Origin of the sequence: Acinetobacter gyllenbergii, from assembly GCF_001682515.1 — a bacterium.
GTDB lineage: Bacteria > Pseudomonadota > Gammaproteobacteria > Pseudomonadales > Moraxellaceae > Acinetobacter > Acinetobacter gyllenbergii.
In genome coordinates, this window is record NZ_KV575272.1 from 1 (window position 1) to 13,174 (window position 13,174).

Annotated in this window: 14 protein-coding genes; 9 read left to right on the top strand and 5 right to left on the bottom strand. The window is 40.8% G+C overall.

The window, feature by feature from the left end:
- The first annotated feature begins 145 nt into the window (after positions 1-145).
- The 4 genes from NG55_RS19495 (at position 146) to cysK (ending at position 3,630) form a co-directional block, all read left to right on the top strand.
- Positions 146-646, top strand: coding sequence for a hypothetical protein (locus tag NG55_RS19495; protein WP_065344174.1), 501 nt, complete (start codon positions 146-148; stop codon positions 644-646).
- 452 nt (positions 647-1,098) lie between these two features.
- On the top strand, positions 1,099-1,929 hold the full coding sequence (locus NG55_RS19500; protein ID WP_065344175.1) for a hypothetical protein: 831 nt from the start codon (positions 1,099-1,101) through the stop codon (positions 1,927-1,929).
- Between the two features lie 73 nt (positions 1,930-2,002).
- On the top strand, positions 2,003-2,497 hold the full coding sequence (locus NG55_RS19505) for a hypothetical protein (protein ID WP_141669912.1): 495 nt from the start codon (positions 2,003-2,005) through the stop codon (positions 2,495-2,497).
- A gap of 131 nt (positions 2,498-2,628) precedes the next feature.
- Positions 2,629-3,630, top strand: a complete 1,002-nt coding sequence (gene cysK, locus NG55_RS19510) for a cysteine synthase A (RefSeq protein ID WP_065344177.1) — start codon at positions 2,629-2,631, stop codon at positions 3,628-3,630.
- A gap of 54 nt (positions 3,631-3,684) precedes the next feature.
- Here the strand turns inward: cysK and NG55_RS19515 are convergent, their stop codons facing one another.
- From NG55_RS19515 to NG55_RS19535, 5 genes are all read right to left on the bottom strand, one after another.
- A complete protein-coding gene (locus NG55_RS19515) occupies positions 3,685-4,200 on the bottom strand; it encodes a lytic transglycosylase domain-containing protein (RefSeq protein WP_141669914.1) in 516 nt (171 codons plus the stop codon).
- A gap of 362 nt (positions 4,201-4,562) precedes the next feature.
- Positions 4,563-5,126: a lytic transglycosylase domain-containing protein gene (locus NG55_RS19520; RefSeq protein ID WP_065344178.1), complete on the bottom strand. Its 564-nt coding sequence runs from the start codon at positions 5,124-5,126 to the stop codon at positions 4,563-4,565.
- Between the two features lie 315 nt (positions 5,127-5,441).
- Positions 5,442-5,660, bottom strand: coding sequence for a DUF2798 domain-containing protein (locus tag NG55_RS19525; RefSeq protein WP_016540761.1), 219 nt, complete (start codon positions 5,658-5,660; stop codon positions 5,442-5,444).
- A 4-nt stretch (positions 5,661-5,664) separates the two neighbouring features.
- Positions 5,665-6,231: a flavodoxin family protein gene (locus tag NG55_RS19530; protein ID WP_065344179.1), complete on the bottom strand. Its 567-nt coding sequence runs from the start codon at positions 6,229-6,231 to the stop codon at positions 5,665-5,667.
- Positions 6,232-6,242: 11 nt separating this feature from the next.
- The gene (locus NG55_RS19535; protein ID WP_065344180.1) at positions 6,243-6,734 is read right to left on the bottom strand and encodes a DUF2938 domain-containing protein; all 492 of its coding nucleotides are present in this window, start codon (positions 6,732-6,734) and stop codon (positions 6,243-6,245) included.
- A gap of 81 nt (positions 6,735-6,815) precedes the next feature.
- Here NG55_RS19535 and NG55_RS19540 point away from each other — a divergent pair, with 81 nt between their 5' ends.
- The 5 genes from NG55_RS19540 to NG55_RS19560 all read left to right on the top strand — a co-directional run bounded on the left by NG55_RS19540 (position 6,816) and on the right by NG55_RS19560 (position 13,115).
- A complete protein-coding gene (locus NG55_RS19540; RefSeq protein WP_065344181.1) occupies positions 6,816-7,223 on the top strand; it encodes a helix-turn-helix domain-containing protein in 408 nt (135 codons plus the stop codon).
- A 147-nt stretch (positions 7,224-7,370) separates the two neighbouring features.
- The gene (locus NG55_RS19545) at positions 7,371-8,627 is read left to right on the top strand and encodes an esterase-like activity of phytase family protein (protein WP_171258013.1); all 1,257 of its coding nucleotides are present in this window, start codon (positions 7,371-7,373) and stop codon (positions 8,625-8,627) included.
- 78 nt (positions 8,628-8,705) lie between these two features.
- Positions 8,706-9,920, top strand: coding sequence for an MFS transporter (locus tag NG55_RS19550; RefSeq protein WP_065344183.1), 1,215 nt, complete (start codon positions 8,706-8,708; stop codon positions 9,918-9,920).
- A 111-nt stretch (positions 9,921-10,031) separates the two neighbouring features.
- Positions 10,032-10,538, top strand: coding sequence for a hypothetical protein (locus tag NG55_RS19555; RefSeq protein WP_065344184.1), 507 nt, complete (start codon positions 10,032-10,034; stop codon positions 10,536-10,538).
- A gap of 195 nt (positions 10,539-10,733) precedes the next feature.
- Entirely contained in the window at positions 10,734-13,115 is a 2,382-nt protein-coding gene (locus NG55_RS19560; protein WP_016540768.1) for a YgiQ family radical SAM protein, read from the top strand.
- Positions 13,116-13,174: the final 59 nt, after the last annotated feature.

The following is a 13,174-nucleotide window of genomic DNA, read 5'->3' on the forward strand; positions in this document are numbered from 1 at the left end:
CCAGCTTTTAAATACTAAACACCCCCTCCGCTTACGCTGAGGGGGTGTTTTTTATGGCGGGCAGAAAAGAAAATAGGAAAAATGTTGTGCACAGTGGTGGTATATTTCACTCATATATAAAACAAATAGCACTAAAAGAGCAAATATGGTTTATAAATTAAGTGATCAGTTAGATCACATTGGTAATTCTCAATATATTTTTGAAGCTTATAACGAATATTTAAGGGAAAATCGAAATAAATTCCCAACGAGCATCTTAGACTTGATCGCTTCTGGGCAGTGGCAGGGTGGGAGTGGTTCAACGGCTCCGTACTATTGTGAGTTACAGGATATTGAGATCATTGATTTTGGAAAAGCAACAGCTCGTCTTATCCTCACGTTAATAAAAAAAGATCATAGAGATTATAAAGAACAGCCTTTTCGACTTAGATTGATTTATCAAGGTTTGCTAGAACTCAATATTCCTTATCAAAAAGAGATCTCAGTAAATCCTTTTATGTGGCGCTACGATGAGTTTTTATTTTTTGATCCATGGCGTGGTTATGGACATAATGAGAAAATGTTCACCCATAATATTGAATGGGTAGGGAAAAATGTCTGGTCTATTACAGCAAAAGACTTAATTGCTACTTGGGAAGATTTATGAGCATTGATGAAAGTTTGTTTATTTAAAAATAAATCATCATCTGGAAAAGGCTTTGGTATGAAGAGCACTGCTCTGAGGTAAGATCAAAGCAGGTATCTATAATAATTTGCTGGGGACAAGGGCAAACCACCTAATTCCTTCCCGAACTCAGAAGTGAAACCTCTTAGCGCTGATGGTAATGTGATACTTGCCATATGAGTGTAAGCCATCGTTAGGATTAAAATACCAAAATTCCTTCACCTGATGGTTAAGGGGGATTTTTTGTGTGGTGTAAAAAGAAATGAGAGGGAAAAATAGGCTAAACTCTTCGCTTCAGTGAGAGTAAGTGATTTCTGGCGATGGAGTTCATGAATTAATACTAAAAATGATAAAAATATTTGCAGTTTGAGCTGTATATGTAATGATGATGAAGCAACATTTGCATATTTAGAATAGAGTTTATTTGTGTATAGATGCGTAAATTAGTTAAAAAGCGGAAAAAGTATCAGGTTAAACCTACCGATCCAAATAATAGCAATAAATTTAATCAGTTTGAGATGATTGATACCGTTCCGAATAAAGATGGCTCTAAATATGATTTGCCTGTTCATGGTCAGGTAGCTCCTTTTTGGAGGACTATTTTTCAATATCTAACGTTGGTTTTTGCGCTATTTCTCTTATTTATTTTCATATCTCTAGCACTTGTATTCTTAGATGAAATTATTGATCTAGGCCATCTGGATATGGATCAGTTTATTGCAGATCAATGGATTAAGTTGCTTTTAGTCGCTTTTATCACGCCTTTATTGATTCTATTTTTCTATTCTAAGCCCAGAGCAGCTCAAAAAAAGGCTGTTAAAAACTACATAATAAACGATGATTATATTGAATTTATCTTATTAGATAATAGCAAAGAATACTTGGAATTTGATCAAGTTACCAATGTAACTATTATTCCCGCAAGGGCTGGTAATTATATATTCTCTGTTCTTTATAATTGTAATAATACGGGTAATCACGTCAAAATATACAATTTATTTGAACCTGATTTCACAATGTTAAGAATCTATCCATTGAAAAATAAAGAATTCATGCTCAGTGTTTTTTTACAGCAGTTAAGGGAAAAGAATCCCTCGGCACATATAGATTCTTTGTTTAGCTTTCTTTTATGTATTGATCCTGAGACATTAATGCTGGATGTGGATCGATTAAATAGAGAAAAGAGGGTGAATAATATCTTTTGGCTAGCAATGGCTATTTTGGTTGTTGGATTGTTGTTTTTAATTTTTTGGTATGAGAATTAAGCGCAGAGATCTAAATTTTAGGTGAATTATGTGTTTTGACTTAAAGGTGTTTTATCCACATAAAGAAAAAAATATGACATTAGATAAAGTATTGCTGATTTTCGGTTTTTGTTGTTTAACAATTATAGGGATCTTGTTTTCTATAAAGTCAGTCTATGCTTCCAATTTACTTCATGTTTTTAATTTTTTGGTGCTTTTGGCTATTGTTGGGTATGTGGTCAGAGGAATTAGACGAAAGGGAAAAATACAGAATTTACATGGGAGGTGTAGTGGATCAATCGTTTTTTCTACTTGTAAAATCAAGATTGATGAAAATGTTTATGACTGTAGTGAAATAAAGAGTTTGCTTATTTATAGCCATGACTATAGAGGAAAACCATTGTTGTATTCTATGGATAATATGCTCTCCAATGGTAGTAATAATGAGATTATAGTGAAATTTAAAAATAATAATGAGTCTAAATTTTATTTTATTCAGGAAAATAGGAATGCAATAAAAAAATATTCACCCATATTTGAAAAGTATATTAATGAAGATGGTATATATGTGGACATTGTTGATTTTTGAGATGAGTAATGGATATAAATGATCTCAAAGAGAAAAACTTGTATGATTTTACTTTTTTCTGTTTCCGCTGTAAGGTTATTGTCGGTATATTTTTAAAAACTAATCATAAATAATGATTGAAGGAAATGTCTATGGCAACCGATCAACAATTTCCAGCGCCTGCGAACCTCGGTATCGCAGTGTATTCAAATAATGCCGAAGCGATTGGTAACACGCCTTTAGTTCGGATCAATCGCCTCATCAAAACAGGTGCAACGGTACTGGCAAAAGTAGAAAGCCGTAATCCAGCATTCTCCGTGAAATGTCGTATTGGCGCAGCGTTGATTGCAGATGCGGAAAAACGTGGTGTACTGAAAGCAGGCATGCAGATTGTTGAGCCAACCAGTGGTAATACAGGCATTGCTTTGGCATTCGTTGCAGCAGCAAAAGGTTATCCGATTACCTTAACCATGCCAGCCAGTATGAGCTTAGAGCGTCGAAAAGTACTAAAAGCTTTAGGTGCAGATCTTGTGCTGACCGATCCTGCTAAAGGTATGAAAGGTGCAGTTGATGAGGCTGTTCGTTTGGCCACTGAAAATCCAGAACAATACTTCTTACCTCAACAGTTTGAGAATCCTGCCAATCCACAAATTCATACAGACACCACTGGCCCTGAAATTTGGCAGGCCACCAATGGTCAAGTGGATATTTTGGTTGCTGGCGTGGGAACGGGTGGAACGATTACTGGGATTTCACGTTATTTTGAACAAGTTCAGAATAAGGCACTTTATTCAGTTGCGGTTGAACCTGCAGAATCACCAATCATCACGCAAGCTAAACGCGGTGAAAGCATTACACCTGCACCACACAAAATTCAGGGAATTGGTGCGAATTTTATTCCTAAAAACTTGGACCTAGATCTCGTTGATGAAGTTTTACCCGTGAATAGCACAGATGCCATTGAGTGGGCAAGAAAGTGTGCAACTCAGGAAGGGATCTTGGTCGGTATTTCGAGTGGTGCGGCATTGGCAGCAGCAGCACAAATTGCAGAACGTCCTGAAAATGCAGGCAAAACTGTTGTGGTGATCTTGCCAGATAGTGGTGAGCGTTATTTATCTTCAGTCTTATTTGAAGGTTTGTTTGACGAAGTTTAATTTCGTTATTCAGCCAATAAAAAACCATGCTTGAGGCATGGTTTTTTATTGATTTTAAAGCGCTTTCTTTAAGGTCTTTTCATGACGTTTGACTGAACGTGCATATTTTTTGGCTTTATGACGTGTCCAGAAACTGCGTTCGTAGCCTGTTGGTCCGACATTGTAATAAGCCACCGCTTTAGACCAACTGCCAGCAGATCGATAGTAGGTCGAGAGCACATGTGCACCACAGTTAATATTGACACTCTCATCATAAAGATTACCAGGGCAAGACTGACGCCAATGGCTGGAAATAATCTGGGTTAAACCGATTGCACCTGTTGGTGAACGTGCGGAGCTGTTGTAATTCGATTCTTGGCGGATCAGGGCGGCAAGTAAAGTTGGAGAGACATCATAACGCTCGGCACTTTGAATGATCATTGGCGATAAGCGATTGGCTGTAGTTGGGGAAACCGAATAGGCGTTTTGCAAGCCTGAGGAAAGTTGATTTGAGCGATTGGCAAAGGATCCGCTTAAACTGCTACAGGCAGATAGACTGATTGCAAGCACAACAAGACTGATCTTTATAATGGTTGAGGCAAACGGTTTGAAGGTCGTATGTTGATCAGAAGAAGTTGATGTGATGTGCAAAATCAGAACCCGATACCAAACAGAAGTATAAGGATGGTATGCACTCAGTTTAGGTGAGTCAATAGGAGTTATTTTACGGTAATGGGACTTGAGTGAGTCATAAAAAAGCCCCGACATCCTGTCAAGGCTTTCTCATATTTGGTTTATTGCCGTCAACTCCTGTCAACGACCACATCCTGTGTGTCTTATTATTCTGAATGAAACATCCTGTCTCTTTATGATTTATAGATTAGGGGAGTTATATCATCTTCGATATTCGCCAATCACCACAATTTCTGTAGGTTTTGACTGACAACAAGTGTTTATAGTGCTTCTTTTAAGCTTTGTTCATGGCGTTTAACTGAGTTGGCATAGCGTTCAGCTTGCTGACGCATATAAGGACTTCTTCGATAACCTGTGGGTCCAACATTGTAATAACCGAGGGCTTTTGACCAATCACCTGTGGATTGATAGTAGTTCGCTAAAATGTAGGCACCACAATTGATGTTGACGTGTTCATCATATAAATCACCAGGGCAGAACGGTTGCCAGAATTTTGGGCGTACTTGGGTTAAACCGACCGCATCTGCTGAAGACCGAGCACGAGTTCTATAGCTCGATTCTTGACGGATCAGCGCAACCAATAAATGTGGTGAGATATTATGGCGCTCAGCAGTTTGTAGAATGATGGGAGCAACACGATTTGCAGTTGTTGGAGAAACTGAAAAAGCGCTTTGAATGCCTGAAGCAAGTTTTTGCGAGTGGTTAATACTCGGTCCTTTGGTACTGGTACAAGCTACGGTGAGGTGAGTACTGAAAAGAATGACACCTAATTTGGCAAAAGAGATTTGAAAGCGGGAAAAAGAAAATTTCTTGTAAATTATCATCGTGAAACAATTCGACCGTCATTTATAAAACATGCGGATGGTAGGGAGCAAGTCGGTGGCAGTCAATGCAATCTGTAGGGGAAAATCGTTTAGTTTTAGATATTTTGTTGCATAAAAAAGCCCCGACATCCTGTCGAGGCTTTTTCATATTTGGTTTGTTGCCGTTAACTCCTGTCAACGACCACGTCCTGTGTGTCTTGTTGTTCTGAATGAGACATCCTGTCTCTCTATGATTAATATGTTAGTAAATTGATCTCATCAGGTATATTCGCCAATCACCACAGTCACTGTAGGCTTTTACTTACAAAGTGAAAATTAACGTTTCTTGAGAATCCAGCCGACCAACCTCTGTGCAATTGGCGCACAGACCAATACGCTAGGAAAGGCAAACATCCACGCCACAATCCATGCTGACATCCACATCGAAAAGAAGTGATCGATGAAGCCAACTGCCTTCAATGTGGTGATGCCTGAGATTAAAAAAGACATCATGCAGGAGAGAATGAGTGGAAATAATAAACTTGCTGCTTTCACTTGATCATGTTCCTTGATATGCATTTAAGCTGAATGCAAAATTTTGTCCAAATAACTGAGCGGTTTTAATATCGCCAACATCAAAAGCATCGGCAGCACTGGCATGTTCGGCGTGTGCCATTAGTCCAGACCAAGACCCGAGACGATTGGCGGCTTGTGTATACGGAACACCTTGATGCTGCTCAGGTAAAATAGGATTGCCGATCCATATCATACCGTGTTGCATCGAAAAGGTGAAAAGTGAAATCAGAGTGGATTGTTTATCCCCTTCGGGCAGTGAGGAAACCGTAAATCCTGCGGCTAATTTTCCTTTAAATGCCTGCTTCTTCCATAAAGGTCCGGTGTTATCCATTAGTTGTTTGAATGTGCCAGAAACCCCACCGAGATAGGTTGGTGAACCCCAAATCAGTCCATCATAGAGACAGAGTTGCTCGGGTTGAGACATTAACTGCTCAGCGGTGAATAAATCAATTTTAATCTGCTCAACTTGAGCTGCACCGAGTTGAATTTGTTGGGCAATAAACTGGGTATGGCCCTGACGGCTATGATAAATAATGGCAATGGATTTCATGGTTTGGCTCCTTATTGGAACAATGCAAGCAATTGGGCGCTGAGATATAAACCGCAGCCGAAAATAGCGTGGTTAATCAGACTTCGTAGACAGTTGCGTAAAGGTTGTGCCGTTTTAGCGGAGGCAATGCCTGTCCCCATAGCCGGTTGCATGATGAAAAATGGAATGAGCACTGTGATCACCCCGAAAATAAAGGCAGAGGTGAACTGTGGTTGCAATAACCATGTTTCTCCTATCATCAGAACAAAGCTGAAGGCAAAGAGGATACCGACACTGTAATGTGCCAGCCAACCCAAGGCATATTCATGTCGAATAGTAGGACTTTGCGCAATCGATGCATGGATGAACTTGCCCCGAAACATCCAGCCCATCCAGCGCCCCAGCAGAGTAAAATTTAAGATGGGCTGATTGAATTTTTTTAAGATAAAAAGCCAAATATCCATCATCAGTGTGGCACCGATACCTAAGCACAGGATTTGAAATAACAGTTCCGCAGTTCCCATTTTTTCACCTTGATCTTTTTTGTATAAAACGCGATAAAGAGAGTGTGCAAGTTCAAGTCAACTTGAAGTCAAGGGGGATTTATGGATATTGGAGAAGTGGCTAAACGGGCCAATGTGAGCACCTCAACCTTACGCTTTTACGAAGAAAAAGGCTTAATTAAATCGATTGGTCGTCATGGCTTACGCCGACAATACGGTAAACAAGTGTTAGATCAACTAGCATTAATTGCTTTGGGGCGGGCGGCAGGTTTTTCCTTAACTGAAATTGCACATATGTTTGGAGAAAATGGTCAGCCTGAATTGGATCGAGCCATGCTCAATCAGAAAGCAGAGCAACTAGAGCAGATGACCCGACGTTTGCACTTTATTAGCGAGGGACTGAGACATGCTGCCGTGTGTCCAGCAGAGAATCATATGCAGTGTCCAACCTTTCAAAAGTTTTTAAAAGCAGCGATTACGGGCGAATATCAGCCGACCAAACTTGATTAAGATCGAAGCGATGGCAGTGCAGTGATAGATAAAAATGCATTGCGTTACATTGTCATCTTTTCGCCATAAAGACTTCATGTTATTGCAGTAAAAGCGTCATAAAAACTTGTTTTAATTTGCCTAATTTTTTACCAAATGTATAAAACCATGAACAAGAAAACTGTATTGGCGCTTTTCTGTTGTAGCGCTTTGGGTTTAACTGCCTGTAATGATGATGACAATAATCAAGACCACAATACAACGCTTGAAAAAGTCACCGAACCAACACTGATTTCATTCGCCAAGCTTCCTGTCGCAACCTATGCCGCTGGGCCAGATTCAGGCAAAGCGGTGAGTGGTGCCAATGGCATCTATCCACCTTTTAAAGGACAACCTGTACAGGGTTTTTCTGCTGCCTTAAAAAATCAGGATGGCAGTTATATGGCCATGGCCGATAATGGTTTTGGCACACAAGATAATTCAGCTGATTTCTTATTACGCATTTATAAAATCAAAGCTGATTTTAAAACCAAGAGCAAAGGCACAGGACAGGTACAAGTACAAAGCTTCATCCAATTACGAGATCCGAATAAACGAATTCCTTTTGAGATAGTGAATGGCAATACGCCAGAACGTTTATTGACAGGGGCTGACTTTGATCCTGAATCGATGCAGCGTGCGCCAGATGGTACCTATTGGATTGGTGATGAATTTGGCCCATTTTTATTGCATTTTTCTGCAGAGGGCGTGTTGCTCGATGCACCGATTGCTTTGCCCAATCCATTTAATCCAGCTCAAGAATTACGTTCACCACAAAATCAGTTAAACAAAGCCAATATCAATTATGTTGAACCTTTAGTTGGGCGCAGTAGTGGTTTTGAAGGCATGGCGATTTCACCTGATGGCAAATACCTGTATCCATTACTGGAAAAGCCACTCGTCAATGATGCGACAGGAAGGCTGTTAATTTCTCAGTTTGATCTGCAGAAAAAAGCTTATACGGGAATTTATTATTGGTTTGTACTGGACAGTAAAGCCACCAATATTGGCGATTTCCAGCTGTTTAATGATAAAGAAGGCATCATTATTGAGCGCGATGTCAGCCAAAATAATCTTGGCGGGCATAAGAAACTGATTCGGGTCAAATTCAATGAACCGAAGCAGGTGGTGGCACGCGAAGACTTGGTCGATTTAATCAAGATTGCCAATCCTCATGAGTTATACGGTACAGCACGGGAAGGGGATATAGGGACAGACAAGGTGTTTGCTTTCCCATTTGAAACCATTGAAGATGTGATTATCGAAAATGGCACGACTTTGACGGTATTGAATGATAATAATTTCCCTGGTTCATCAGGACGCAATGCCAAACTCGCCGATGATAATGAGATCATTCAGATCCGTTTGCCTAAAGCATTATTTTAAACATTTGATAAAAATGGCCGAAATGATCATTCCGCATTTTGGCTGAGGGCGTATACTGGTCGGGCATAAGGAGTCCTCATGTCTGAATCAGTGCTGCGCCCAACCCATATCGAGTATGGTTCAAAATCGTTTACTGCGATTTTATGGTCATTGTTCTTTGCAGGTTTTGCGTCGTTTTCATCGCTGTACTGTGTACAGCCAATGATGCCGATTTTTGCACATTTCTTTCATGTCAGCCCGACCCACAGTAGTTTCCCCTTATCCTTTTCCACCATCGCACTGGCGATTGGCTTGCTGTTCACGGGTTTTATTTCAGATCGTTTTGGGCGTAAACCCATTATGGTATGTGCCTTATTGCTGGTCTCGATTTTATTACTGATCAGTGCTTCTTTTCCCATCTGGGAAATCTTTCTGGGTACCCGTGTTTTGATTGGCTTAGCGGTCAGTGGGGTTGCCGCTGTGGCAATGACCTATATCGGAGAGGAGATTGCACAGAAGGATATCGGTTTTGCGATGGGGCTATATATCTCAGGTACAGCCATTGGTGGTATGGGGGGACGTCTGATTGCAGGTGTGTTGGTTGATTTTATTTCGTGGCAATCGGCAACCTATATTATTGGCTTTCTGAATTTGGTGATTGCCTGTTTATTCTATGTACTATTGCCTAAATCGCAGCATTTCAAACCGTTTCCGTTCCGATTTTCACGTTTTAAAGCTGCATTTGAGCAAAATCTAAAAGACCCGAAACTACGCATTTTATTTGCCCAAGGCTTTATTTTGATGGGTTGTCTGGTGACGGTGTTCAACTATATCAGTTACCACTTATTAGAAGCCCCATTTCATTTATCGCAAACATGGATTGGTTTGATTTCAATTGCCTATTTGGCGGGAATTTATAGTTCACCCAAAGCCGCACAATGGGGCTTTAAGTATGGGCGCGATAAAGTACTGCCTGTGTTACTGGTGATGATGATGATCGGTTTATTGATTACCTTGATTCCATCGCTTTGGACCATCCTACTGGGCCTCATCATTTTTACTTTTTCATTTTTTGCAGCACATTCGACTGCAAGTAGTTGGGTCTCGGTCCAAGCAGTGCAGTATCGTGCAGTGGCTTCCTCTCTGTATTTATTCTGCTATTACATGGGCTCGAGCTTATTGGGCAGTAGTGGAGGATTGGTCTGGGAGAACTATGGCTGGACGGGGATAAATCTTATGGTGGCGGTGGTTTTAGCTCTTGGGCTTTTCTTAGCATTGCGCTTGAAATCTTTGTCGATGAAGCCGAAAAACTAAAATAAAACGACAAATAAAGTCGCCTAAACTTGATAAAAGTTGTGAAGATTTAGTAACTTAAATAAGCACCTATTTGGGTGTCGAGATAATATTAAAATTGGGGAAAATAATATGGAATTACATAGTCGCGTTTATTATAAACATCCTGATTCAACAATCATGAGGCAATTAGAAGTTTTATTTACAACACATCATGGAGATGAAGAAAAGTTCATTCAGACAGCTTTACTCATTAATCCGCAAGCAGATGAGATTACTCAAGAGCTGGTTGATTTGATCGATTCGATTGAACATGATCTTAGGCCAGAGACACTGCACTATGTTGATGGGTTTGCTGTACTAGATTTTACCCATGGCTCAAATGGTGATGAAAATATTGAAAATATTCTATTGTTTTTAAAATATTTATTGCCAGATATTCATGCGCAAGCGTGGGGTTGTGGTGATGATGATCCATGGGAGTTTTGGTTTAAATTTCATGGTGATGAACTCATTCGTGAGGATGACGAACCATATAACGATCCTGATGAAGATGAAGAAATTAAAGCTTCTATTTATACTTGGTGGCATCAAGATTTGCCTACTGAAATCAAAGAAGGCTTTTTGAACGAAGAATAATAATTATCAATATGTTATGACATTATTTCCTCAATCAGTTACAAATACTTTTTGGGGAAATATCACTGTTTGTTTTTTGATCTATAAAAATGAATGAAATTCATGTTAAAATGATCGGCTTTCATTTTAGGGGTTAAAATACCGCCAACCCCTATAGATGTCTCTCCTCCATTTGCTAGCCGAGATTCGCAAGCCATGTCTACTGCCTACACCATGCAGACCGCGCCAAAAGCGCTGTTTGATTACGACAAATATTGGGCGTCGTGTTTTGAACCCGCACCATTTTTGCCGATGTCACGAGAAGAAATGGATCTGCTCGGCTGGGATGCATGTGACTTTATTTTGGTGTGTGGTGATGCCTATATCGACCATCCATCTTTTGTCTCGGGTGTGATTGGACGTGTACTTGAGGCGCAAGGTTTTCGTGTTGGGATTATTGCACAGCCCGACTGGACCAATGTCGAGAGCTTCCGTGTTCTGGGTAAGCCAACCATTGCATGGGGTGTGACAGCAGGCAATATGGATTCAATGATCAACCGTTATACGGCGGATCGTAAAATTCGTTCGGATGATGCCTATTCGCCAAACAATGAACCGAATAAACGCCCAGACCGTGCAGCAACGGTTTACTGTCAACGTTGTCGTGAGGCTTTCCCAGATGTGCCAGTCTTGCTTGGTGGGATTGAAGGCAGCTTGCGTCGTATTGCACATTATGACTATTGGTCAGACAAAGTCCGCCGTTCTATTTTGATGGACTCAAAAGCTGATTTATTGATGTATGGCAATGGTGAGCGTGCGATTATCGACGTGATGCATCGTTTAGCCAAGGGTGAGAAAATCCACGAGATTACGGATGTTCGTGGTACCGCATTTATTATTAATAAACACAATAAAGCATCGAAAGCGAAATTCGTTGAAATTGCCAGTAATGACATTGATACCATTGGACGTGTTGATCCGATTATCAACCCCTATGTCATGACTGAAGATATTGATGGCTGTGAAGTTGAAAAAGAAAAAGGCAACTCATTAGCGCAGTATCAAAATTTCCAAAAAGAAGTGGTTGCTAATCCAATCGTTCGTGAAGGTGATCAGCTCGATCCTGATACCCAAATTGTGCAGTTAAAGCCTGCGCCATCAAAAGCGATTAAACATAAATTGCCGCCACGTGAATTGGCCGTGATTCGTTTGCCTTCTTTTGAAGAGGTGGCTGATGATCATGTGTTATATGCGCACGCTAACCGTATTTTGCATCTGGAAACCAATCCAGGTAATGCGCGTGCCTTGGTGCAGCGTCATGGCGAACGTGATGTATGGATCAACCCACCGCCAATTCCTTTGACTACGGAGGAAATGGATTATGTGTTTGATCTACCTTATGCACGTTTGCCCCATCCGACCTATGAGAATGCGCGTTTCCCTGCCTTTGATATGATCAAATTCTCGGTCAATATCATGCGTGGCTGTTTCGGTGGTTGTACTTTCTGTTCGATCACTGAACATGAAGGCCGTATTATTCAAAACCGTTCTGAAGATTCAATTTTACGTGAAATTGAAAAGATCCGTGACACGGCACCGAATTTCACCGGAATTATTTCAGACTTAGGTGGTCCTACCGCCAACATGTATCGTTTGCACTGTAACGATCCTGAAATTGAAAAGAACTGTCGTAAACCATCGTGTGTGTACCCAGGTGTTTGTCAGAATTTACATACCGACCACGCACCTTTGGTTCAGCTTTATCGGAAAGCCCGTGAAATCAAAGGGGTGAAGAAGATTCTGATTGGTTCGGGTTTGCGTTATGACTTGGCAGTATTGAACCCTGAATATGTCAAAGAATTGGTACAACACCATGTGGGTGGCTACCTGAAAATTGCGCCTGAGCATACCGAAAATGGTCCATTATCGAAGATGATGAAACCAGGGATCGGGACTTATGATCGCTTTAAACAAATGTTTGAGCGTTTCAGTAAGGAAGCAGGGAAGGAACAATATTTAATTCCTTACTTTATTGCTGCGCATCCGGGCACGACTGATTATGACATGATGAACTTGGCGATCTGGTTAAAGAAAAATGGTTTCCGTGCCGATCAGGTACAGACCTTCTATCCATCGCCAATGGCCACTGCGACCACCATGTATTATTCAGGTAAGAATCCACTGTCTAAAGTGGCGCGCTATACTGAAAATGTCGATATTGTGAAAGGTGAAAAACGTCGCCGTCTGCACAAGGCATTCTTGCGTTACCATGATCCAAATAACTGGCCTTTGTTGCGTGAAGCCTTGAAAGAGATGGGGCGTGTAGATTTAATCGGAAATTCAAAACAGCATTTGATTCCGACTTATCAGCCGCAGGGTACCGCTGAGGGTGAATATAAATCGGCACGTAAAAAGAACTCGTCTGTCGCAGGGGATTCTGCCAAACGTGGTCAAGGGCAATCTCGTTCATCGTCAGGTCAACAGCGTCCACAAAAAGGACAGCTATTGACCCAACACAATGGTTTACCGCCTCGCGAAACGGGTGAGAAAAGACCGTTTTCAGGCAAAGCAAAACCGAAAGCCAAAGGACATCGTTAATTCGAGATCCGTCACAAGGCATGGGATCTCCCATGCCTTGTTTTTATGTAAATGACGAA

Bases quoted from the DNA above. Each gene is read 5' to 3' on its own strand.
- NG55_RS19535 (WP_065344180.1), bottom strand. From the start codon at position 6,734: ATGGGAACTGCGGAACTGTTATTTCAAATCCTGTGCTTAGGTATCGGT.
- NG55_RS19550 (WP_065344183.1), top strand. From the start codon at position 8,706: ATGTCTGAATCAGTGCTGCGCCCAACCCATATCGAGTATGGTTCAAAA.
- NG55_RS19560 (WP_016540768.1), top strand. From the start codon at position 10,734: ATGTCTACTGCCTACACCATGCAGACCGCGCCAAAAGCGCTGTTTGAT.
- NG55_RS19500 (WP_065344175.1), top strand. From the start codon at position 1,099: ATGCGTAAATTAGTTAAAAAGCGGAAAAAGTATCAGGTTAAACCTACC.
- NG55_RS19495 (WP_065344174.1), top strand. From the start codon at position 146: ATGGTTTATAAATTAAGTGATCAGTTAGATCACATTGGTAATTCTCAA.
- NG55_RS19540 (WP_065344181.1), top strand. From the start codon at position 6,816: ATGGATATTGGAGAAGTGGCTAAACGGGCCAATGTGAGCACCTCAACC.
- NG55_RS19530 (WP_065344179.1), bottom strand. From the start codon at position 6,231: ATGAAATCCATTGCCATTATTTATCATAGCCGTCAGGGCCATACCCAG.
- NG55_RS19545 (WP_171258013.1), top strand. From the start codon at position 7,371: ATGAACAAGAAAACTGTATTGGCGCTTTTCTGTTGTAGCGCTTTGGGT.
- NG55_RS19520 (WP_065344178.1), bottom strand. From the start codon at position 5,126: ATGATAATTTACAAGAAATTTTCTTTTTCCCGCTTTCAAATCTCTTTT.
- NG55_RS19505 (WP_141669912.1), top strand. From the start codon at position 2,003: ATGACATTAGATAAAGTATTGCTGATTTTCGGTTTTTGTTGTTTAACA.
- NG55_RS19555 (WP_065344184.1), top strand. From the start codon at position 10,032: ATGGAATTACATAGTCGCGTTTATTATAAACATCCTGATTCAACAATC.
- cysK (WP_065344177.1), top strand. From the start codon at position 2,629: ATGGCAACCGATCAACAATTTCCAGCGCCTGCGAACCTCGGTATCGCA.